Source organism: Actinotignum schaalii, assembly GCF_028864145.1.
Lineage (GTDB): Bacteria > Actinomycetota > Actinomycetes > Actinomycetales > Actinomycetaceae > Actinotignum > Actinotignum schaalii_B.
In genome coordinates, this window is sequence record NZ_JARBHJ010000013.1 from 1 (window position 1) to 20,489 (window position 20,489).

At 60.9% G+C, this 20,489-nt stretch carries 22 protein-coding genes and 1 rRNA gene; 21 read left to right on the forward strand and 2 right to left on the reverse strand.

Annotated features, from left to right (window positions below; translation table 11 throughout):
* The 21 genes from rrf to PWJ82_RS04095 form a co-directional block, all read left to right on the forward strand.
* Positions 1-106: ribosomal RNA gene (gene rrf / locus PWJ82_RS03995) — 5S ribosomal RNA — on the forward strand; the annotation flags it as partial.
* A gap of 323 nt (positions 107-429) precedes the next feature.
* A complete protein-coding gene (locus PWJ82_RS04000) occupies positions 430-1,113 on the forward strand; it encodes a hypothetical protein (RefSeq protein ID WP_274735449.1) in 684 nt (227 codons plus the stop codon).
* Positions 1,110-2,003, forward strand: coding sequence for a hypothetical protein (locus tag PWJ82_RS04005; RefSeq protein WP_274735450.1), 894 nt, complete (start codon positions 1,110-1,112; stop codon positions 2,001-2,003). The genes PWJ82_RS04000 and PWJ82_RS04005 overlap by 4 nt, the downstream gene beginning before the upstream one ends.
* Positions 2,003-3,019 carry an HAD-IIA family hydrolase gene (locus tag PWJ82_RS04010; protein WP_274735452.1) on the forward strand — a complete coding sequence of 339 codons (1,017 nt, stop codon included), beginning with the start codon at positions 2,003-2,005 and terminating at the stop codon, positions 3,017-3,019. The genes PWJ82_RS04005 and PWJ82_RS04010 overlap by 1 nt, the downstream gene beginning before the upstream one ends.
* Complete coding sequence (locus tag PWJ82_RS04015; protein WP_274735454.1) at positions 3,016-3,192, forward strand: hypothetical protein; 177 nt, start codon at positions 3,016-3,018, stop codon at positions 3,190-3,192. The genes PWJ82_RS04010 and PWJ82_RS04015 overlap by 4 nt, the downstream gene beginning before the upstream one ends.
* Positions 3,193-3,209: 17 nt before the next feature.
* Positions 3,210-4,046: a TlyA family RNA methyltransferase gene (locus PWJ82_RS04020; protein WP_016442695.1), complete on the forward strand. Its 837-nt coding sequence runs from the start codon at positions 3,210-3,212 to the stop codon at positions 4,044-4,046.
* A 34-nt stretch (positions 4,047-4,080) separates the two neighbouring features.
* Positions 4,081-4,926, forward strand: a complete 846-nt coding sequence (locus PWJ82_RS04025; protein WP_016442696.1) for an NAD kinase — start codon at positions 4,081-4,083, stop codon at positions 4,924-4,926.
* Positions 4,923-6,638: a DNA repair protein RecN gene (recN, locus tag PWJ82_RS04030; RefSeq protein ID WP_274735456.1), complete on the forward strand. Its 1,716-nt coding sequence runs from the start codon at positions 4,923-4,925 to the stop codon at positions 6,636-6,638. Before PWJ82_RS04025 ends, recN begins: the two co-directional genes overlap by 4 nt.
* A 5-nt stretch (positions 6,639-6,643) precedes the next feature.
* Entirely contained in the window at positions 6,644-7,819 is a 1,176-nt protein-coding gene (gene steA, locus PWJ82_RS04035; protein WP_016442698.1) for a putative cytokinetic ring protein SteA, read from the forward strand.
* 12 nt (positions 7,820-7,831) lie between these two features.
* Positions 7,832-8,878 (forward strand): copper transporter, encoded by a 1,047-nt coding sequence (locus tag PWJ82_RS04040; protein WP_016442699.1) that lies wholly within the window; start codon positions 7,832-7,834, stop codon positions 8,876-8,878.
* A 15-nt stretch (positions 8,879-8,893) separates the two neighbouring features.
* Entirely contained in the window at positions 8,894-9,766 is an 873-nt protein-coding gene (locus PWJ82_RS04045; RefSeq protein ID WP_274735458.1) for a hypothetical protein, read from the forward strand.
* On the forward strand, positions 9,763-11,403 hold the full coding sequence (murJ, locus tag PWJ82_RS04050; protein WP_274735460.1) for a murein biosynthesis integral membrane protein MurJ: 1,641 nt from the start codon (positions 9,763-9,765) through the stop codon (positions 11,401-11,403). Before PWJ82_RS04045 ends, murJ begins: the two co-directional genes overlap by 4 nt.
* Before the next feature lie 48 nt (positions 11,404-11,451).
* Positions 11,452-12,042: an NUDIX domain-containing protein gene (locus PWJ82_RS04055; protein WP_016442702.1), complete on the forward strand. Its 591-nt coding sequence runs from the start codon at positions 11,452-11,454 to the stop codon at positions 12,040-12,042.
* Between the two features lie 331 nt (positions 12,043-12,373).
* Positions 12,374-13,063, forward strand: coding sequence for a helix-turn-helix transcriptional regulator (locus PWJ82_RS04060; protein WP_274735462.1), 690 nt, complete (start codon positions 12,374-12,376; stop codon positions 13,061-13,063).
* Between the two features lie 15 nt (positions 13,064-13,078).
* Positions 13,079-14,530 (forward strand): Fe-S cluster assembly protein SufB, encoded by a 1,452-nt coding sequence (sufB, locus tag PWJ82_RS04065; protein WP_016442704.1) that lies wholly within the window; start codon positions 13,079-13,081, stop codon positions 14,528-14,530.
* Entirely contained in the window at positions 14,530-15,711 is a 1,182-nt protein-coding gene (gene sufD, locus PWJ82_RS04070; protein WP_274735464.1) for a Fe-S cluster assembly protein SufD, read from the forward strand. Before sufB ends, sufD begins: the two co-directional genes overlap by 1 nt.
* Positions 15,708-16,055 carry a Rieske (2Fe-2S) protein gene (locus PWJ82_RS04075; protein WP_274735466.1) on the forward strand — a complete coding sequence of 116 codons (348 nt, stop codon included), beginning with the start codon at positions 15,708-15,710 and terminating at the stop codon, positions 16,053-16,055. The genes sufD and PWJ82_RS04075 overlap by 4 nt, the downstream gene beginning before the upstream one ends.
* Positions 16,055-16,816, forward strand: a complete 762-nt coding sequence (gene sufC / locus PWJ82_RS04080) for a Fe-S cluster assembly ATPase SufC (RefSeq protein ID WP_016442707.1) — start codon at positions 16,055-16,057, stop codon at positions 16,814-16,816. Before PWJ82_RS04075 ends, sufC begins: the two co-directional genes overlap by 1 nt.
* Complete coding sequence (locus tag PWJ82_RS04085; RefSeq protein WP_274735468.1) at positions 16,817-18,088, forward strand: SufS family cysteine desulfurase; 1,272 nt, start codon at positions 16,817-16,819, stop codon at positions 18,086-18,088.
* Positions 18,089-18,092: 4 nt separating this feature from the next.
* Positions 18,093-18,698 (forward strand): Fe-S cluster assembly sulfur transfer protein SufU, encoded by a 606-nt coding sequence (gene sufU, locus PWJ82_RS04090; protein ID WP_274735469.1) that lies wholly within the window; start codon positions 18,093-18,095, stop codon positions 18,696-18,698.
* Positions 18,695-19,153 carry a metal-sulfur cluster assembly factor gene (locus tag PWJ82_RS04095; RefSeq protein WP_274734079.1) on the forward strand — a complete coding sequence of 153 codons (459 nt, stop codon included), beginning with the start codon at positions 18,695-18,697 and terminating at the stop codon, positions 19,151-19,153. Before sufU ends, PWJ82_RS04095 begins: the two co-directional genes overlap by 4 nt.
* A gap of 60 nt (positions 19,154-19,213) precedes the next feature.
* Here the strand turns inward: PWJ82_RS04095 and ypfJ are convergent, their stop codons facing one another.
* Complete coding sequence (gene ypfJ / locus PWJ82_RS04100) at positions 19,214-20,107, reverse strand: KPN_02809 family neutral zinc metallopeptidase (protein ID WP_274734077.1); 894 nt, start codon at positions 20,105-20,107, stop codon at positions 19,214-19,216.
* Positions 20,108-20,161: 54 nt separating this feature from the next.
* On the reverse strand, positions 20,162-20,482 hold the full coding sequence (locus PWJ82_RS04105; RefSeq protein WP_274734076.1) for a hypothetical protein: 321 nt from the start codon (positions 20,480-20,482) through the stop codon (positions 20,162-20,164).
* Positions 20,483-20,489: the final 7 nt, after the last annotated feature.

Sequence of the window (20,489 nt, forward strand, 5' to 3'; positions counted from 1 at the left end):
AGCGGCAAGGTTACGCCCGGTATCCTTTTCGAACCCGGTAGCTAAGGTTGTTTGCGCTGATGGTACTGCACTCGGTGGGGTGTGGGAGAGTAGGTTGCTGCCGCCATGTTTTTTAGAGTGTGGGGTGTGTTTATGTCTTTTTGGTAGGCATAGTACACACCCCACACTTTTTAATCTCTGCGCGCCAAAAATTCAATGCTCAGCGCGCGGCCGAGCTGGAGTCGGCCTAAAATAAGCACAGCATCGTGATTCTTAACAATCGAACTGCGAGGAATGAAATGTCTGACCACGAAGAGTGGAGCCAAGAGCGCTCCGAAGACGATCGTCCGAAAGGACAATGGCGGTCCGCGCGGCAACGGCGCGAACCCTCGCAGCACGATGGAGAGGGCGGCGCGACCCGCGATTCGGGCGATCCCCGCGATGCCTGGAATGACCGCCGCGGAGGCCCACGGCGTCGGGATAATCGAGAAGAAAACTGGAACCGTCACCAAGGGGATCGACGTGGTGGCCGTCGTTACGATCGCGGCCACGACCGTGACTCCTGGGAATCGCGAGATTCCCGTGGCGGGCGCGATGGTGGTTCCCGGCGCTCTTCGTGGAACCGTCAGGGTGAATTCCATGATGGTAGCGGCGAACGGGGACAGAAGGGTGGATTCCACAACCGACGTGACCGTGACAACCATCGTGGATACCGGCGCGATTGGAATGACAGGGATTCGAGTGAATCGCGCGAATCCCGAGGCTCCTGGGATCGCGGCGGTGAAGGCCGCTACGACCGGCGCGGCGGACGCGGTGGCCAGTGGCGCGATAATCGCCGGGGCCAGGACAGGCGATTCGGGGAGCGGCGTGATGATCGTTATAATGAGCGTTCCGGGCGCGAAGATCGTCGTCGTACCAACGAAAACGAACCCCGTGATAATAACAACTACGGGCGCCGCGACCAGTATGACGACAAGCAGCAGTTTGATCGCGGTGAGCGCCGGCGTGACAACCACCGGCAGGATGACCGGCGCCGTGATGAGCGCCGTCGCGATAGCAACAGGCGTGACGAACGTGGTGGACATCGCGAAGAAGATAAACGCCGGCGTGATGACCGCCGCAGCCGCGGCGTGAAAGATCCCTTTATTCCGGAAACGGTTAATGCACAGGATCTCGCGGCGGAATCGCGTCGTAAACTCAAGGTTCTTGCGCCAGCGGTGTCCGAGAACGTGGCACGGCATCTGGTTTATGCCGGATCCATGATGGATCAGAACCCGGAACTCGCCTACGAGCACGCGAAAGCAGCCTACCGGCACGCCGCGCGCATCGACATCGTGCGTGAGGCACTGGGATTGACGTCCTACTTGACCGGCCGGTACTCCGAAGCTCTGCGTGAGCTGCGCACCTATCGGCGCATGACCGATGATTACTCGCATGTGGCCCTTGAGGCTGATTCCGAGCGCGGATTGGGGCGGCCTGAAAAGGCTCTTGCCTTTATTGCCGAAATTCCGCTCAAGCGGCTCAATACCGCCACCACGTTGGAATTGGCGCTGGTGACCTCCGGCGCCCGTGCGGACGCGGGGGATTCCGAGGCCGGACTGGCCGTCCTGGAGAAAATCAAGGTTGAGAACCTTGATGAAGAATTACGCGCCCGCGTTGAGCTCATTAAGGCAGATCGTCTCGAAGAACTAGGACGCGTGGAGGAGGCCGAAGATCTGCGTGCGCGCTGGAATCCGGTCTACAATGCAGAAGGCGAAGTCGAGCTTTTCACCGCGGACGAGCCTGAGTCCGAGACAACAGACGTGCCCGATTTTGAAACCGAGACGAACGAAGACGCGGAAACGGAAGCGGAACAGGCATCGGAGGCAGAGCATGAGCCTGCGGCACTTGCCGAGTCTGATGCGGAATCCGAGAGTGAACCGACGTGTGCAGCCGAAGCCGGACCTGAACTGGCGCACGAAGCTGAGGCCGAGGCGCAGGTAAACTCGGAGACGGACTCCGAGCAGGAATCAGAAGAAGAGTAATGGTGAGCCTGATATCGCATTTTGACGGCGCGATTTTCGATCTGGACGGTGTCGTTTACCTCGGCACCGATCCGGCCCCTCACGCTGCCGATGCCTACGGACGCGCCATCGCTGCTGGTATGCGCCCGCTTTTCCTCACCAATAATGCCTCGCGCACCCAGGAAGAAGTCGCCGCGCACCTCGCGACAGTGGGAATATCAGCCCCGGCTTCAACGGTGCTTACCTCTGCAATGGCAAGTACGCAGCTCGCCGTGTCGCAGGTGCCGGCCGGAGCAAAAGCACTGGTCATCGGGGGTAACGGTCTGCATCGTGCGGTGAGTGAAACTAGCCTTGTCCCGGTATCATCCGCGGATGATAACCCCGACGTGGTCATTATGGGGTTTTACCCGACAATTGACTGGGCAGCGCTTTCAGAAGTTGCCCTGGCCATTCGCCGCGGCGCCCTTTTCGTGGCCACGAACCTCGATGCCACCCTCCCCATGGAGCGTGGATTTATGGTCGGCTGCGGATCACTCGTGGCCGCGGTAGTTAATGCCACCGGGGTGCAACCACTCTCCGCGGGCAAACCCGATCCTGCGATTTTTGCCATTGGGATGGATATGCTCGGCGCCAGCCATCCTCTCGCTATTGGTGACCGGCTCAATACCGATATTCGTGGAGCGCGTGCCGCAGGGATCGCCAGTCTCCACGTGCTTACCGGAGTGAGTTCTGCTCGCGATATTATGCTGGCTGCACAGGAAGAACGCCCCGATTATCTCGGTGATGATCTGCGGGTCCTCAACGAGGACTACCCGGAGATTCATCGGGAAGGTGAACGCTGGGTGGCAGGCACATCCTGGGCACAGGTTGAGGAGGGACACGACGGCGCAGCGGCCCGCTTGGTCACCTCCGATGGATGCGGGCCACATTTGGGGCTGGATACTTACCGGGCCGCGGTGCACGCGATATGGGAGGCCCGAGATCGCGGGCTGAAGGCGAACGTCACGCTCGAGGAGATCATCGTGGAGCGGCGATGACGGACCAGGAAAAAGCCACGGCACCGGAGGCAACGGTACCGTTGCCGAGTGCTCCGCTCAATATTGAAGCCGCCTTGGAGAATCTCGACGAACTCGATCTGCCCGAACAGATTGAACAGTTGGAGGCGATTCACACCGAACTCGGTCGGCGCTTATCCCGGGCGCGGCTCTAAATCAGAAAGGCGAGCCTATGGGGCGTTTAAGGCGCGTTGATGCGGAACTTGTCCGGCGCGGGCTCGCGCGCTCCCGCCAGGATGCTGCGGTGCTCATCCGTGAAGGTCAGGTATTCCTTGACGGAGCTGAGGTAACGAAACCCGCTCGACAGATGGATCCGGCACAGGCGCTTCTTGTGAAAGAAGCAGCTCAGGATCGTTACGTCTCCCGCGGAGCATATAAACTCCTGGGAGCCCTCGATTATCTCGGAGATGCCGGCCCACGCGTGGAAGGAGTCCGTGCCCTGGATGCGGGAGCTTCCACGGGTGGATTTACCGATGTGCTGTTGCGGCGCGGTGCTGCCCACGTGGTTGCCGTGGATGTTGGCTACGGCCAACTGGCCTGGAAGCTCCGTGAAGACCCTCGTGTCACCGTGCTGGAACGCACGAATGTGCGCACCCTGGATCCCGCGGCGGTCGCCCCCGCGCCTGATCTGGTTGTGGGGGATCTATCTTTTATTTCTTTGCGGCTCCTCGTTGCACCGCTCGCTGCGGCGAGTTCGCCAACGGCCGATTTTTTGCTTATGGTCAAGCCTCAATTCGAGGTGGGTCGGGAGAAAATCGGTGCGCACGGGGTGGTACGAAACCCGGAGTACCACGTGGAGGCGGTATGCGACGTCGCCCTTTCCGCCCGTGCCGCAGGGCTGGGCCTGCAAGCGATCGCGCCTTCGCCCCTTCCTGGACCGGCGGGGAACGTTGAATACTTTCTTTATATGAAGAAAAATGCTATTGATCAGCTTGGCGAGAACCTCGAAGAAAGTGTCCGGGCCGCGGTGAAAGCTGGACCAGCGGGGCAAGGACGGCCAGCGCGGTAGCGGGGTAGGATACCTGGGAGAGGGGAGGCATTCGATGGCAGAACCAAAAGTCGCCCTGGTCGTCAATCGCACGTTACCACCGCAGATGGAGCGCGCCGCTCACGATGCGATTGTTGCCCTAGAAGACCGCGGCGTACGGGTGGATACCAGTGAAACTCTGGCGGGTGCCCGCAATGCGGATCTCATCCTCGTCATGGGTGGGGACGGCACGATTTTGCGCGGGGCTGAGTTAGGACGTAGTACCGGCGTGCCCATCCTCGGTATTAACTACGGGCATATGGGTTTTCTTTCCGAAGCTCAACCTGATGAGCTCCCTGCCGTCGTGGAAAGGATTGCCGCGCGCGATTGGGTTATTTCCGAACGAATGACCATTGATGTGCATGTGCAGCGCCCGGATGGCTCCTGTAACGTCCAGTGGGCCCTCAACGAAGTATCGGTGGAAAAGGCTTTTAATTCACGTCTCATCGAAGCTTCTATCGGTGTGGACGGGCGCGAAATCTCTGCTTTCAAAGCCGACGCGGTGCTACTCTCCACGCCCACCGGTTCTACTGCCTACAATTTTTCGGCGGGTGGACCGGTGGTATGGCCCAGCGTGGAAGCACTTCTTCTCACCCCGGTGGCCGCTCACGCGCTTTTCACCCGTCCTCTGGTGGTGAGCCCCTACTCAACCTTGGAAGTACGGGTTTTGCGTGATGAGGCGATGGTTTCCTGTGATTCACGGCGCCGGCTCGTAGCACCTGAAGGGACCGTGATTACCGCGGTGCGGGGGGAGCGTCCCGTCAAGCTCGCCCGACTGAATGAAACCCCTTTCTCCGGGCGTCTGGTGGCGCGCTTCCACCTGCCGGTGCGCGGCTGGCGCGAGCGTGAGGTACGGGAATGATCGAACAGGTACGTATCCGCAATCTCGGTGTTATCGCGGAAGCCGAGCTTAATCTATCTCGCGGGCTCACCGCACTAACGGGGGAAACCGGGGCGGGAAAAACTATGGCGGTGACCTCCCTTACGTTGCTTCTCGGAGCTAAAGCGAATCCCGCACGGGTGCGGGCCGGGGCCGTCCAAGCGGAAGTGGAAGGAACGTTTCTCGTGGACGCCGCTTCTCCGCTTCTGGAACGCATCACCGAGGCCGGGGGGCGGTACGACGTGGACGGCGATACCGCCGCCGTGATTATTGCCCGGCATATTCCCGCGAAAGGGCGTTCCCGTGCCTTCGTCGGGGGGCGCTCGGTTCCCACGGCGGTACTCACCGATATCGCGGCCGAACTTGTGACCGTGCACGGCCAATCCGATCAGATTCGGCTGGGTAACCCCAGCCAGCAGCGCGCGGCGGTTGATGAATTCGGAGGCGAAGCCGTTACGCGGGCGAAAAAAACGTGGGAACAGGCATGGAAAAACTACGGGGAAGCCCGGGAAGCTCGCGATGCCTTTCGGGCCGGGGCGCAGCGTGCTGCGCAACAGCGTTTAGCCTACCGAGCCTTGCTTGACAAAGTTGAGGCGGTCGATCCTCAGCCCGGTGAGGAAGAAGCCCTGCGGGCGCGCGCCCGGGTGCTCGAAAATGCGGTGGAAATGTACGGGGCCTACTCCGCGGCTGCTGAAGCCCTGAGCGGGAGCGATACCGAAAACGGAGCCATATCCGCGCTGGGTAGTGCGGGTGCGCAACTCGAACGCGTCCTTGAGCTCAGCGGCCCGGATGTGCCGAATACGAAGCTCGGAGAGCTCCGAGAACGCCTGGAAAGCGCCGAAGCCGATATCACGGATATCCACACCGAGATTGCGGAACTGGCACGTTGCACCCAAGCCCAACCCGAGGAGCTCTCCACCATTTATTCGCGTCGTTCTGAACTGGCCGGGCTGCGCAAACAACTGGGAATGAGCGGCGAAGAAATCCTGCGGGCTGCCGCTGAGGCCCGAGCTGGCCTAGAAAATCTCGATGACCCGGCAGCTACCGTGGAACGTCTTGAAAAAGAGCTTTCGCAAGCTCACACTGCCTTGGAACAAGCCGGAGCAGCCCTGCGGGCGGTGCGTACCGCTGCCGGGGAAGAACTCGCCCGCGCGGTGGAAACGGAACTTCCCGAACTCTCTTTGCCCGATGCGCGTTTCACCGTGGCTGTGAGCGCCGCGGATCCCGGTCCAAGCGGTGCGGATTCCGTCACTTTTTTGCTTGCCGCTCACCGCGGTGCTCCGCTCTCTTCGCTCGCATCGGGCGCTTCGGGTGGTGAGCTCTCGCGCGTTATGCTCGCCCTCGAAGTGGGATTGGCGGCGCGGCGCGCTCAGCGCGGCCACACCTTCCTTTTCGACGAAGTTGATGCCGGGATTGGGGGCCGTGCCGCCACCGCGGTCGGGAAAAGACTGGCAAAACTGGCCGGCAGCGCCCAGGTTATTGTTGTTACCCACCTCGCCCAGGTCGCGGCCTGTGCCGAGCACCAACTCGTCGTCGTGAAACAACTTGAAGAAAGTGCCGCACGCACGGAGCTGCGTGACGTCACCGGGCCGCAACGCGAAGCGGAACTGGCGCGCATGCTTTCGGGCAGCGATACCGATGTGGCACGCGCGCACGCCGCTGAGCTACTTAAGGCCGCGAGTGTGGCACTATAAAGCTTGTGGCATCGAAGTTATGGCGAAAAAAGAAGGTCGTTGCGGAAGGAACCCTGGCCGGTCCGGCCCGGGTGGACGCGCGCACCAAAAATCTCACTCGTCGTCTCCAAGCCGGCGATGTAGCGATTATTAACCACACAGATCTGGATAGGGTTGCGGCGGAAAACCTCGTGGCCGCGCAGCCCGTTGCCGTGCTCAATGCCGCGAAGTCTATCTCGGGGCGCTACCCGAATCTTGGCCCGGCTATTCTGGAAGAAGCCGGTATTCCGCTTATCGATGACCTCGGCCCAGAAATTATGGATATCTCCGAGGGCCAGTGGGTCGATATTGACGGGGCGCGCGTGGTGGCAGGCGGGCGCGTTATTGCGGAGGGCACCTTGCAAACCGCGCAGAGCATCGCTCGTGATAGCGAGGCCGCCCGCGCGGGTATGACCGTGCAACTGCGTGCTTTTGCCGCCAATACCCTCGAATATCTCAACGAGGAACAGGGTCTTATCCTTGACGGGGTGGGAATTCCCGATATCCGTACGTCCATGGAGCACCGCCACGTGCTCGTGGTGGTGCGCGGCTACGACTACCGTGAAGACCTGCGCGCCCTGCGCCCCTATATCCGGGAAAATCGCCCGCTTATGATCGGGGTGGACGGCGGGGCCGATGCGCTTCTGGAACTTGGCTACACTCCGGATATTATCGTGGGCGATATGGATTCGGTTTCCGATAAAGCCTTGCGCTGCGGTGCTGAGGTAGTGGTGCACGCCTATCGCGATGGGCGCGCACCGGGTAAGAAGCGGGTGGAGGATCTGGGAGTGGATCACGTGGTCTTCCCGGCTACCGGAACCTCCGAAGATGTTGCCATGCTGCTGGCTGATTCCAAAGGTGCCAAGCTCATTGTGGCGGTGGGCACGCACAATACGATTCTTGAATTCCTCGATAAAGGCCGGGCGGGAATGGCATCCACTTTCCTTACCCGTCTGGTGGTGGGGGGCAAGCTCATTGACGCGAAAGGAGTTTCGCGCCTCTACCGCTCCTCGATCTCGAATTGGATGCTCGTCGCCCTCATTCTTGCGGGAGTCTTTGCGCTCTTCGCTGCCCTGGCCGTCACCGGTGCGGGCCAAACCTTCCTGTCCGTGCTCACCACTCGCCTCGGGGATCTTGCCGAGTGGTTCCGTAATCTCTTCTAGGAAAGTTAGCTGATGGTTGATTTTAGGTATCATCTCGTTTCCCTGGTTTCGGTGTTTTTGGCGCTTGCCATCGGAGTGATTCTCGGGGCCGGACCGCTGCAAAATTCCATCGCGCACGGGCTCACCGGCCAGGTGGATTCCTTGCGTGAATCGCGTGACAAGATGCGCGTGGAGCTTGATCAACGCGGGGCGCAGCTCGATGCGGCGTCGACGGCGCTGCTCGGTGCCGGCGAACAACTCAATGCTGGAACGCTGACCAACCGGCGCGTTGCTATCGTGGCGGCGGCCGGCGCGGACGGAGCTATCGTGGAGAAGACCCGGCAGAGCCTGACCGCGGCCGGGGCGCGTATCACGGGTGAAATCACTTTGGCTCCAGCTTTTACGGATACCGAATACGCCACCTACCGTTCCACCCTTTCCGGTAACCTCGGCTCTTATGTCAAGGACTTGCCGGCCGGTGGTTCCGCGGATGCGATTCTCGGGGCGGCCGTGGATACCGTGGTACGCTCTGCTCCGGAAGATGCGGGGGCGACGACGCTCATCACTCTTCTCACCTCTCCGGAAAATAAGCTGATTGACGTGGCGGTTGCTCCGAGTGAAGCCGCGGAGGTGGTTGTTTTCATCACCTCGGATCCGGCTGAGACCGCACCGGTTCCCGCCGATAAGGCGACCACTTCGCCGCATATCACGGATACCTACCAGGCTGCCTTTGCGGCTATTGCCGGGCGGGGCCCGGCCGTGGCCGTCGGTGCGGGAACAGACGGAAACTCGGTGTTGGGAGCCGTGCGTTCAGCAAAAAACGGATCCACGGTGGATTCTGCGCAAACCGCGCTTGGTGATGTCAATATTCCCATGGCGGCAGCTGCCGAATTGCATGAACGCCACGTACACCTCGGGGTAGCGCCCGGAGCTGATAGTGCGATTGGAGAGCGCCAAAGTGCCTCCGCACCCGCGCAAACAGCGCCCGCTCCGCAGCCTGAACAGGCTCCTGCTCCGGCCCCCGCACCCGCGGAAGGCGGGCAAGCTCCCGAAGGCGGGCAGGCCCCGGCTGGGCAGTAACGGTACCATGGGTGCATGACCCTTTCTGCTTTCTGGAGGAATCAAGTGCGCCTGGGCGTTGCCGCACTGGCCGGATTCGCCGCGGCCCGCGCAGCCGAGAAGCTGCTCGCCCGGCGCGCCGCGCCCGCCTGGCAGCGTACTGCTAAGGACCGGCGTACTGTGAGTTTGCGGGAAGGCCCGGTTGCGGTAGCAGGCACGGTTACCGGAGGCGCGGTGGGTGCTCTACTCTCCGGAGGCACGAGCTCGGCTGGTTCGGTGATCGCGGCGCTCAGCGGAGGACTGGCCGGTTATATTGACGATTTTTACGAAGGTGCATTTTCACGTACCTCCAAAGGGCTACGCGGCCACCTCGGTGCACTTTCCCGGGGCCATCTGACCTCCGGGGCTCTGAAAATAGTCATTATTGGGGCCGGTGCGGCCCTGGCCTCATGCGTCCCGGTTACTGTGGACGGCTCTCGTAGTAGTGGTTCTTGCGCGCGGCAGCTCGCGCTGCGCGGCGAACGCACCATTCTCATCGCTGCTACCGCGAATCTTATTAATCTCCTTGACCTCGCGCCGGGCCGGGCCTGGAAAGGAACGCTCATAGCCGCGGCTCCCTTCTCCCTGGTCAGCTACCCGCCGGCAGGTCCCATTGCCGCGGCTCTCGTGGGTACTGGCACAGCCTGCCTGCCTGAGGACCTCGCGGGTAGGGTCATGCTCGGCGATACCGGGGCAAATGCGCTGGGAGCGGCACTGGGCTGGACGCTCGCCAGCCGTGGTCCTTGGGTGCGGCGCGGGGCGCTGGGCATCGTCGTCGCCCTGAATATCGCGAGCGAAAAAATATCATTTTCGCGGGTTATCGCAACCCACCCGTGGCTGCGCGCTCTCGACCAGGCAGGCCGGGCATGAAAAAAGTTCTTGGAACTGCACTTGGAGCAGCCGGAACCATAGCGATTCTTACCCTGCTCTCGCGTGCCATGGGCTTCGTGCGGGCCTGGGTGCAAAATGGGGCGTTGGGAGATTCCCTCGCCGGGGAGGCGTATTCGACGGCGAATACCGTCCCTAATGTGCTTTTTGAAATCGCGGCCGGCGGTGCCTTGGCTGCCGCGGTCATCCCGTTGGTCTCCGGATTCCTAGCGAAGGCACTGGCCGCGGAAGTATCCCGCACTGCCTCGGCCTTGTTCACTTGGGTACTTGCCATCGGAATTCCGGTTGCGGGGATTGTTACCCTGGGTGCCCGGCCGATTATGGACGTGCTCCTGGGGGAGGGCTCGCCGGCAGCCAGCGTGGATTTCGCCGCCACCCTCCTCCGGATTTTCGCCTGGCAAATCCCCCTCTACGGATTGTCGGTGGTGTGCACGGGACTTTTGCAGGCGCATAAAAAATTTGTGCTTCCCGCTCTCGCCCCACTGCTCTCGTCGGTCACGGTTATTATTACTTTCGTTATTTTCACGCAGCTCGCCGGGGGTAATCAGCACGATCCGGCACGGATTTCTCGGGCGGCCCTCTATGTGCTGGCCTGGGGAACCACGGCGGGGGTCGCGGTCTTCTCCCTACCCCAGCTTATCCCGGTGCTACGCCGCATCAGCTTGCGACCTACATTCCGTTTCCCGCCGGGGGTAGGGCGCCGTGCGCTACGGTTAAGCGCGGCGGGGCTGGCCGGCCTGCTCGCTCAACAGATCCAAATCATCGCGGTCATGCTTTTTGCCAATGCCCGCGGTGATGTGGGAACCTACCCGATTTTCACTTTCGCGAACCAGCTCTATATGGTGCCCTACGCCGTGCTGGCTGTTCCGATCGCCACCGCGGTTTTCCCACGCCTCGCAGAAGCCGCCGCGATCCCCGGGCGCCCGGGTCTGGCTCGGATCACCGCTCGCTCTTCCCGTCTCGTTTTTGATATTGGACTGCTCTGCGTGGCACTGCTGGTGGCGGTTGCAGAGCCTGCCCAGGCACTCTTCGCGGTGGCGCGTCCGGTGGCTCATATGGATATTGCCATGTTGGCTATGGCGCCCGCACTCCTCGGCTATGCCTTTATTTACCATGGGTCGCGGGTTCTCTACGCAGTGGAGGCAGCTCGTGCGGTTATTATTGTCAATTCGGCGGCGTGGCTGATGGTCGTTGTGGTTCTTATCGGGGCGGCGGGCCTGGGGGTGCACGGACGCACCGAAGTGCTCATCAGCATCGGTGTGGCGATGTCCACGGGAATGACCGTTGGAGGTATTGGCCATATCTTCGCGATCCGGCGCGCGGTAGGCCCCGGGGCGCTGCGCGGTGTCGGTTACTCCCTGCGGATCGTGCTGCCTGCCGCTGTAGTAGCTGGCACGGTCGGATATACCAGCGGGCGCGGGATACTACGCTGGTGGGGGGAAGGCGCCCTGGGTGCCCTGGGAGCAACTGCCGTGGCCGGTGCACTCACCCTCGCGATCGGGGGAGTGGCGCTCTACTTCGTTGACCGACGGGCGCTGCGGCTGGCGCGTGACGCGGAGGCGCCGTCGACCCAAGAAATGCCCGCTATTGCCGTGGCTTTCGACGAAGCGAATGCATAAAACTTGGTCTGCGGCCTGCACGCCCGCGCAGGTGGGAAAGGAAATTTTATGTACAACGGTCTGAGTGATGAGTACTGCCCCGAGCATATGCGGCTCCTGGAGCGGCGCAACGTGCTCACGTCTCCGTTCATTAACGTGTACGAGGATACGGTGGAACTGCCCAGCGTAGGAGCGCGAATGGATCGTTACTGGGTGGAGCACCGCGATGCGGTGGCCGTGCTTGCGGTACGGGGCAGTGGCGACGGCGCACCTGAGGAAGTACTGCTTATCCGGCAGTATCGGATTCCGGTTCGCTCGCTCCTGTGGGAAATTCCGGCTGGCATCCTCGATATAGAGGGTGAGGATCCGATGGAGGCCGCTCGCCGGGAACTGCGCGAAGAAACCGATTATGCCGCCGGGGAACTGGAGTTTCTTACCCGTTTCTACACCTCGCCCGGTTTCACTAACGAGCAGCTCACGGTCTATCTCACTCGTAATCCCGAGCCAGCCGCGGCAGCTTTTGCTCGCGAGGATGAAGAGGCCGAAATTGAGGTGCGGTGGGTGCCGCTAGCCCTGGTGCGGGAGGCAATTATGACCGGGCGAGTTGCTAATCCGCAACTGGTGGCAGCGGTACTTGCTTACCTGGCGCGTAGCTCTTAACGACTAGGAGGGTCCGGGCCGATCGCTGTTGCGGTTCAACGGCTGTTTAACAGCGGTTCTACGGCGGTTCTGCACCGCTCTTAGCCACGAGCGTAACTCGTGTGGGCGTGTGGACCCGCGCCGGTAACAACGGTCCTTTTTCCGTCCGGTTAGGCTGTCCAAACTAGATTACGCAACGTTGGTGTTGTTTAATTGGGAGGCGAGGTCCTAGATATGGTCGACCACCGCGTGGTAAGTGGCGGTGCTCAATTCGAAAGAACCTGCGGTCGTGGTCCGGGCGCGCATACGTGCTTGGCGAGGATGTAGAACTGTAACGGGGGTGGTGTTCCAAGTGTCCGAAGATGAAGGCGCAAAGATCCGCCCCCGTGAAGAAACAACCCGCGAAGGTATTCTGCGTCTCATTATGGAACGCGGACCCATTAGCGCCACGGAACTTGCCCGCTTAGCTATCCTTACTCCAGCTGGGGTGCGGCGCCATCTTGTGGCGCTCGAAGATGCGGGTGCTATTACCGAATGTGAGAAACCCGGGCAGCGTGAGGCGCGGGCCGGGCGGCCAGCACGCTACTACGTGGCAACGGATGCCGGGCAGAATGCCGGGGCAACCTCTTATCACACCATGGCGAATGCAGCTCTTGATTTTCTGCGTGAAAATCTGGGGGAGGCCGGAGTGGCGGAATTTGCGCGCCGCCGCGAGCGTGCTTTGGTCGCTCGTTACCGCGATGTGCTTGGGGATACGGAAAATTCGGTGGAACGGTTGCGCCGTCTGGCGCGAGCCCTCACCCAAGATGGTTATGCCGCTTCGGTTCGCGATGTTCCGGGTACCCAGGATGGGCCGCGGCAGATGATCCAGTTGTGTCAGGGGCGCTGCCCCCTGCGCGACGTCGCCACACAGAATAACTTTTTATGCGCGGCGGAAACCCGCGCTTTTCACGAACTACTCGGGGTTCCCGTGCAGCGGTTGGCAACCATTGCATCGGGGAGTCACGTGTGCACGGTGACGCTGCACGCTAACAGCGTTTAAATCGGGAGGAAACACATGGCACAAACACGGCACGAGGCAGCAATTGCGGAGGCCGTGGCGCAGCAGGAACACGTTATTGCGAACCTGTCTGGCGCCTATGAATTTGGGTGGCACGATACCGATACCGCCGGGGCTCACGCGCGCCGCGGTCTAGATGAAGGTGTCGTGCGCGCGATTAGCGCGGCGAAGGAAGAACCGGAATGGATGCTCAAACGGCGCCTGCGCGCTTTGCGCCTTTTTGAGAAACGCCCCATGCCCACGTGGGGAGCTGATCTTTCCGGTATCAACTTTGATGACTTCAAATACTTCGTGCGTGCCACCGACCGTCAGGTGACCGATTGGAACGACCTTCCCCCGGAGATCAAAAACACCTATGATCGGCTCGGCATTCCGGAAGCTGAAAAAGAACGCCTGGTAGCCGGGGTGGCTGCCCAGTACGAATCCGAGGTGGTCTACAACTCGATTCGCGCGGATTTGGAAGAACAGGGCGTTATTTTCGTGGATACCGATACCGCCCTGCGTGAGCACGAGGACCTGGTGCGGGAATACTTCGGTACCGTTATTCCGGCCGGTGATAATAAATTCGCATCCCTCAATACCGCGGTATGGTCGGGTGGCTCTTTCATTTATGTCCCGAAGAACGTCCACGTGGATATTCCCTTGCAGGCGTACTTCCGTATCAACACCCAGGCAATGGGGCAGTTTGAACGTACGCTCATTATTTGTGATGAAGGCTCCTACGTGCACTACGTGGAAGGCTGTACCGCCCCGATCTACTCTGAGGACTCCCTCCACGCCGCCATCGTAGAAATCATTGTGAAAAAGAACGCCCACTGCCGTTACACCACGATCCAGAATTGGTCGAATAACGTGCTCAACCTCGTCACCCAGCGTGCGACCGTAGCAGAGGGGGCCACGATGGAATGGGTGGACGGTAATATCGGTTCACGTCTCAATATGAAATACCCGGCTTGTGTGCTCCTGGGTGAACACGCGCACGGGGAAGCGCTTTCCGCGGCTTTCTCCGGCCCCGGCCAGCATCAGGATACCGGCGCGAAAATGCAGCACCTGGCGCCCAATACCACCTCCTCGATTGTCTCGAAGTCGATTTCGCGCGGGGGCGGGCGCTCCTCCTATCGCGGTCTCGTGCAGGTTTCGGAAGATGCTCGTGGCTCGAAATCTAATGTGGTCTGCGATGCGCTGCTCGTAGACGATATTTCCCGCACGGATACCTACCCGTACGTGGACGTACGCACGGACGACGTCGAGATGGGGCACGAAGCCACCGTGACGAAGGTGAGCGAGGAACAGCTCTTCTATCTCATGCAACGTGGCCTATCCGAGCAGGAAGCCATGGGTATGATCGTGCGCGGTTTCGTAGAGCCCATCGCTCGGGAACTGCCTATGGAATACGCACTGGAACTCAATCGTCTTATTGATCTGCAAATGGAAGGGAGTGTGGGCTAATGGTCAGTACTGATCATTCCCAGGCGGTGCTGGCAGATGAAGGATTCCATACCGCGCACGCCGACCGCTCGGATCGCTTCGCCTCCTTTAATCCGGAGGAGTTCCCGATTCCGCGCGGAACCGGAGAGGAAGAAGATTGGCGTTTTACGCCGATGGATCGGGTAGCCCCGTTCATTAAGGACGTGGAGGGGGTGCGAGATGCCACCGTCACCGCCACCGTCGTGGGCGGTGCCTGTGTGGAAGAAGTGGACCGCAGCGATCCGCGCTTAGGTACAGTCGGGAAACCCGACGACCGCGCGGCGGCCCTCGCCTGGTCCGCTTTTAGGCGTGCGCATATCGTCACCCTCGATGGAAGCGAGCACGCGGACGTCGTCGCCATTATCAACGGGGAAGGAAAGCTGAGCGTTGCCCACACCCTTATTACCGCGGCCCCGGAGGCTAGCGGCACCGTAGTGCTCGAGCACACCGGTAGCGGCAACCTCACCGAAACCGTGGAAATTGAGGTGGGGGCGCATGCGGATCTCACCGTTGTTTCCGTGCAGGAACAGGAACGCTGTGCTTCCCAACATTCCGCCCAGCGGATCCGAGTGGGAGAAGGCGCAAAATTCCGGCATATCGTGGTGACCATCGGTGGGGATCTCATCCGCATGACCACCGCGTGCGAGTTGGAAGGAGAGCGTTCCGATAGCGAGCTGCTGGGTGCCTATATCACCGAAAGCCACCAGCATCACGAGCACCGCATTTTCGTGGATCACGTGGCCCCGCACTGCAAATCTCGCGCTACCTACAAGGGTGCGCTCCAGGGCGATGAGGCGCATTCGGTGTGGATCGGGGATGTGCTCATCCGGGCTCAGGCCGCCCAGACCGATACGTATGAACTCAACCGCAACCTGGTACTCACCGAGGGAGCCAAGGCCGATTCGGTGCCTAACCTGGAGATTCTCACCGGAGATATCGCTGGGGCTGGGCATGCCTCAGCAACGGGCCGTTTTGATGATGAACAACTCTTCTACCTCATGGCACGGGGCATTCCCGCCGATGTGGCGCGCCGCCTGGTAGTGCGCGGTTTCTTCGCCGAATTGGTGGAGCAGATCGAAGTGGATTCGGTGCGTATCAAGCTCATGGATGCCATCGAACGGGAACTCGATTTAGCCGATGCTGGAAACGGGGAGGATGCATGAGCTGGCAGCAGGTGTGTACCACCGCGGATCTCGAGCCGGAAAGCGCCCTGAGCGTGGAAGTCCGCGCTGCGAACGGCGCCGTCGTACCGGTATGCATCGCACGCGACTGCCACGGCACCTGGCATGCCGTGGGCGATATCTGCACTCACGAAGACGTCAATCTCAGCGACGGCGAAGTTTTTGATACCACAATTGAATGTCCCAAACACGGTGCGGAATTCGACCTGTGTTCCGGGCGTGCGCTCACGCTCCCGGCGGTCACACCCGTGCCCGTCTACCCCTTGACCTGCGATAACGACGGCCGCGTTTTTATTGACGTGGACACAAGACCTGAGGAGAAGTAATGGCTACTCTCGATATTATTGATCTGCACGCCTCGGTGATCACTCCCGAAGGCCCCAAACCGATTCTGCACGGTGTCAACTTGCATATCGGTGATAATGAGATCCACGCGATTATGGGCCCGAACGGTTCGGGTAAATCGACCACGGCGTACGCGCTGGCCGGGCACCCTTCCTATGAGATCACCTCCGGCCAGGTGCTGCTCGACGGCGTGGATATTACGGATATGACCGCTGATGAACGCGCCCGCGAGGGACTTTTCCTCGCCATGCAGTACCCGGTTGAAGTGCCGGGGGTATCTGTCTCGAATTTCTTGCGCACCGCGAAAACCGCGATTGATGGAGAAGCTCCGAAACTGCGTGAATGGTCCCAGGCATTGCGCAAGGTCACGGAGAAATTGCGCGTGGATGCTGATTTCATTAAGCGTGATCTCAATGTGGGCTTCTCCGGTGGGGAGAAGAAACGCACCGAAGTGCTCCAGATGGAATTACTGGAACCCAAGATCGCCGTGCTGGATGAAACGGATTCCGGGCTGGACGTGGACGCGCTGCGCGTGGTCTCTGAAGGGATCGTCGATGTGCATGAACGCACCGGTAATTCGCTGCTGCTCATCACCCACTACAACCGAATTTTGCAGTACGTCAAACCCGATTACGTCCACGTTTTCGCCGGCGGCAAGATTGTGCGCACCGGCGGACCGGATCTGGCCAGCGAACTGGAAGCTTCCGGTTACGACAGCTACATCGAAGCGGAGGCGAAGTAGGTGAGCGCCGTGCGCCCGCTGGTGGCGCGGGAAGATTTCCCGATCCTCGCCCGCCCGATGCGCGCCGGCCAGGCCCTCGTGTACTTAGATTCTGGGGCGACGGCGCAGCGTCCGCGCGCCGTTCTGGACGCGATGGTGGATTTCGATACGCGCTCCAACGGAGCGGTCAAACGCGGCAGCCACCTTCTCGCGGAGGAATCTACCGTGGCTTACGAAGAAGCCCGCGCGAAAGTGGCGGCCTTTATCGGGGCGGCGCCCCAGGAAATCGTGTGGACCAGCGGGAGCACCCAGTCCCTCAATCTCCTCGCCTACGCGATCTCGAATGCCACGGCGGGACGCGGATGGGGTAATGCGGATCGTTTTCTGCTGCGTGCCGGTGACGACATTGTGGTCACCCGGGCCGAACACCACGCGAATCTGCTGCCTTGGCAAGAGCTGTGCGAACGTACCGGTGCCCGACTCACGTGGCTTGATCTGGATAGCGAAGGAAGAATTGACCCGGCTAGTCTCGGGGTTATCGGGCGGCGCACTCGTATCGTTGCTTTCACCCACGTTTCGAATGTGACCGGGGCGGTATCTCCGGTAGCGCAGATCGTGGAAGCTGCCCGCGCGGTGGGTGCTTTTACGGTTCTGGATGCCTGTCAATCGGTGCCGCACCTGCCCGTGAATGTCCGGGAATTGGACGTGGATTTCGCTGCTTTTTCAGGACATAAAATGTACGGGCCCACCGGTGTGGGTGCGCTGTACGGGCGTGAAGAACTCCTCGCGGATCTGCCGCCTTACCAATTCGGTGGCTCGATGATCGAACGGGTGACGATGGAAAAAACGCGCTATGCGCGTCCGCCGGCCCGTTTTGAGGCGGGAAGTCAGCCGGTCACCCAGATTGTGGGCCTTGCGCATGCGGTTGATTACCTCAGCGCTATCGGCATGGAGAAGGTGGCACGCTATGAAGATGCGCTGACGGTCCAGCTCCTTGAAGGCCTCGGGCAGATCCCGGGGATTCGGGTGCTCGGACCACGCGGGGGAATTGGTCGCACCGGGATCGCGGCTTTTACCGTTGACGGTGTGCACCCGCATGACGTGGGGCAATTCTTGGATGCGCGCGGTATTGCCGTGCGGGTGGGGCACCATTGTGCCCAGCCCATCCACGATTTCTTCGGGGTGCCTGCCTCGGTGCGTGCCTCCGTGGGGATATATACAACAAGCTCGGATATCGACGTGTTTCTGGAGGCGTTGAGCCAGGTCCGCGGCTATTTCCGGGCGGAAGGATAGGTACGTGAGCGAACTCGATGAGCTCTACCAGCAGATTATTCTTGACGCGGCGCGTGAACGTCACGGGGAAGGCGAGCTGGCGCCGGTGGGAGCCGGCGCGGGTGCGGCTACCGAGGGCAACGCGGCTGACGCGGCCCTGCAGGCCGGGCCGCATGGGGAGTCCACCCAGGTCAATCCCATGTGCGGGGATGAAGTGACCCTTGAGGTGCGCCTGTCCCCGGATGGGGAGAAGATCGCCGAACTTGCTTGGCGAGGGCAGGGGTGTTCTATTTCCCAGGCCTCGATTTCCATTATGAATGACCTGGTCGCCGGGCAGTCTATCGAACATCTCGCCGCGCTCTACACTTATTTCCGCGAGATGATGGATAGCCGCGGGGCGGAGCTGTCGGAGGCGGCCGCGGATGCGCTGGAAGATGCCGCCGCTTTTCACGGTGTCGCGCGGTTCCCCATGCGTATCAAATGCGCGCTGCTCGGCTGGATGGCGGTCCGCGAAGCAACTGACGAAGCTCTTCAGCATCTCGGCAATTCCAACGGGCAGGAGAGCATCTCCGCGACGAAGGATGTCGCGGGACATATGCCGCAGAACACGAAGGAGACCCCGGAACAATGACGGAGAAGGACACAACCTCGCCGGTACCCGAGGCCACAGTGCCCGTAGCGGAAACCTTGAGCGCGACGAGCATTCCTCAAGCGACTCCGACCGCGGCCGAGGAACATATTGGTGAAGTTATTTACACGGATGGCGATAGCCCGGTGGACGACGTCGACCCTTACCTCGTCCTCGAGGCGATGAAAGATGTTATCGATCCGGAGCTGGGCGTCAATATCGTCGACCTCGGCCTGGTCTACGGCGTGACCACGAACGGCCGCCACCTCCACCTCGATATGACTCTCACTTCGCCGGCCTGCCCGCTTACAGATGCCATTACTGATGGCATCATTATCGCCACGGAGGATCTTGTTGACGACGTGGATATTAACTGGGTGTGGCTACCGCCGTGGGGCCCCGAACGCATTACCGAAGACGGCCGCGATGACCTGCGCGCCCTCGGTTTCAATATTTAGTACGACGACGCCCGTGCGCCCAGAAAACTCTGGGCGCACGTCGCTTCCGCCAGCGCCCCTTTAGCGCCAGGTATTGCAGGCATAGAAATCGCCTGTTTCATAGCCGGTTGTCAGTGCATCCATCCGCTGGGCAGATGACCCATGGGAGAATTTTTCCGGGCTGACATCCATCCCGGCGCTTTCTTGGATATGGTCATCGCCGATCGCTGCCGCGGCATCAATCGCGCTGGCGAGCTGCTCACGGGTGGGGGCCTTGAGAATCGGGATCCCGCTGGCCGGATCCACCGTACTTGCAGCGTGATGCAGCCAGAGGCCAGCGAAGCAATCAGCTTGCAACTCCGAGCGTACCTGCGAAGAATCAGGGCCGGTATCACGCGGATTAATACGTTCGAATACCCCGGTGAGATTTTGGATATGATGCCCGAATTCGTGGGCTACCACATAGGCCTGTACCAGGGTGGTGTTCTCTGCCCCAAAATTAGCTTCTAGCTCGTCAAAAAAGGTGGTGTCGAGGTAGACGGTTGCATCGGCGGGGCAGTAGAAGGGACCCACCTGACTGGAGGCATTCCCACATCCGGTGCTCACTCCCTCGGAAAAGAGCGCGAATCCGGGAAGTTCATAAGCGGTGCGCGCCGCGCGGGGTAGTTCCTTGTCCCAAAACGCATCGAGGGATTGAGCTATCGCCACCATAAAGCACTCGGTGGAGGCATTGGCATCCGCCCCGGTACGGCACTTGTCCGCAAAATCGGAGGTGGTGGATTGCTGTGCGGAGCTGCCCTGAGGGGAGGCGCCCTGGGTAATGGTCGCCGGCGGGGGAGTGCCGGTTACGATGTACCACACCAGGGCAATAATGATGCCGGTCACGCCCATGCCGCCGCCAACCATGGCACCGCGTCCGCGGCCGCGATTTTGTACTCTCGCCCCGTCGAGGCGCACGCCGTCGTTAACACTCATGCTTCGAGCCTACCCTTCTGCTTCGCACCTCGTACCCGTTTCCGCAACCGCGGGTCAGTATTGCGCGATGGCGTATCCGAGGGGGAGCGCGGCTACGATCACACAAAGGACACAAGCGAGGAAACTCCATCCGGCTGCCCTGCGGAACCGTAGTTGTCCGGGAGTAGCGCGCTGTTCGCGCGAGAGGGTGACGGCGGTGAGTACTAGGCCTGCCACGGTGCCGAGCCAGGCGAGGAGTTGGACGAGCAGGCGACCGTGTCCGAGAAATACGCAGGCGGCAGCGCAGACGGATATCATCACGGGTAGCACATAGGTGGCGTGGCTCTCCGGCTGTTCGCCGGGATTCGAATCGGGGGCGGAAGATGCTGTCGTCACCTTTCTA

Coding starts and splice junctions, on each gene's coding strand:
- PWJ82_RS04015 (WP_274735454.1), top strand. CDS start 3,016: ATGACGGACCAGGAAAAAGCCACGGCACCGGAGGCAACGGTACCGTTG.
- sufB (WP_016442704.1), top strand. CDS start 13,079: ATGGCACAAACACGGCACGAGGCAGCAATTGCGGAGGCCGTGGCGCAG.
- PWJ82_RS04095 (WP_274734079.1), top strand. CDS start 18,695: ATGACGGAGAAGGACACAACCTCGCCGGTACCCGAGGCCACAGTGCCC.
- PWJ82_RS04045 (WP_274735458.1), top strand. CDS start 8,894: ATGACCCTTTCTGCTTTCTGGAGGAATCAAGTGCGCCTGGGCGTTGCC.
- PWJ82_RS04055 (WP_016442702.1), top strand. CDS start 11,452: ATGTACAACGGTCTGAGTGATGAGTACTGCCCCGAGCATATGCGGCTC.
- PWJ82_RS04000 (WP_274735449.1), top strand. CDS start 430: ATGACCGCCGCGGAGGCCCACGGCGTCGGGATAATCGAGAAGAAAACT.
- PWJ82_RS04075 (WP_274735466.1), top strand. CDS start 15,708: ATGAGCTGGCAGCAGGTGTGTACCACCGCGGATCTCGAGCCGGAAAGC.
- recN (WP_274735456.1), top strand. CDS start 4,923: ATGATCGAACAGGTACGTATCCGCAATCTCGGTGTTATCGCGGAAGCC.
- PWJ82_RS04010 (WP_274735452.1), top strand. CDS start 2,003: ATGGTGAGCCTGATATCGCATTTTGACGGCGCGATTTTCGATCTGGAC.
- PWJ82_RS04040 (WP_016442699.1), top strand. CDS start 7,832: ATGGTTGATTTTAGGTATCATCTCGTTTCCCTGGTTTCGGTGTTTTTG.
- sufD (WP_274735464.1), top strand. CDS start 14,530: ATGGTCAGTACTGATCATTCCCAGGCGGTGCTGGCAGATGAAGGATTC.
- PWJ82_RS04020 (WP_016442695.1), top strand. CDS start 3,210: ATGGGGCGTTTAAGGCGCGTTGATGCGGAACTTGTCCGGCGCGGGCTC.
- ypfJ (WP_274734077.1), bottom strand. CDS start 20,107: ATGAGTGTTAACGACGGCGTGCGCCTCGACGGGGCGAGAGTACAAAAT.
- PWJ82_RS04025 (WP_016442696.1), top strand. CDS start 4,081: ATGGCAGAACCAAAAGTCGCCCTGGTCGTCAATCGCACGTTACCACCG.
- murJ (WP_274735460.1), top strand. CDS start 9,763: ATGAAAAAAGTTCTTGGAACTGCACTTGGAGCAGCCGGAACCATAGCG.
- sufC (WP_016442707.1), top strand. CDS start 16,055: ATGGCTACTCTCGATATTATTGATCTGCACGCCTCGGTGATCACTCCC.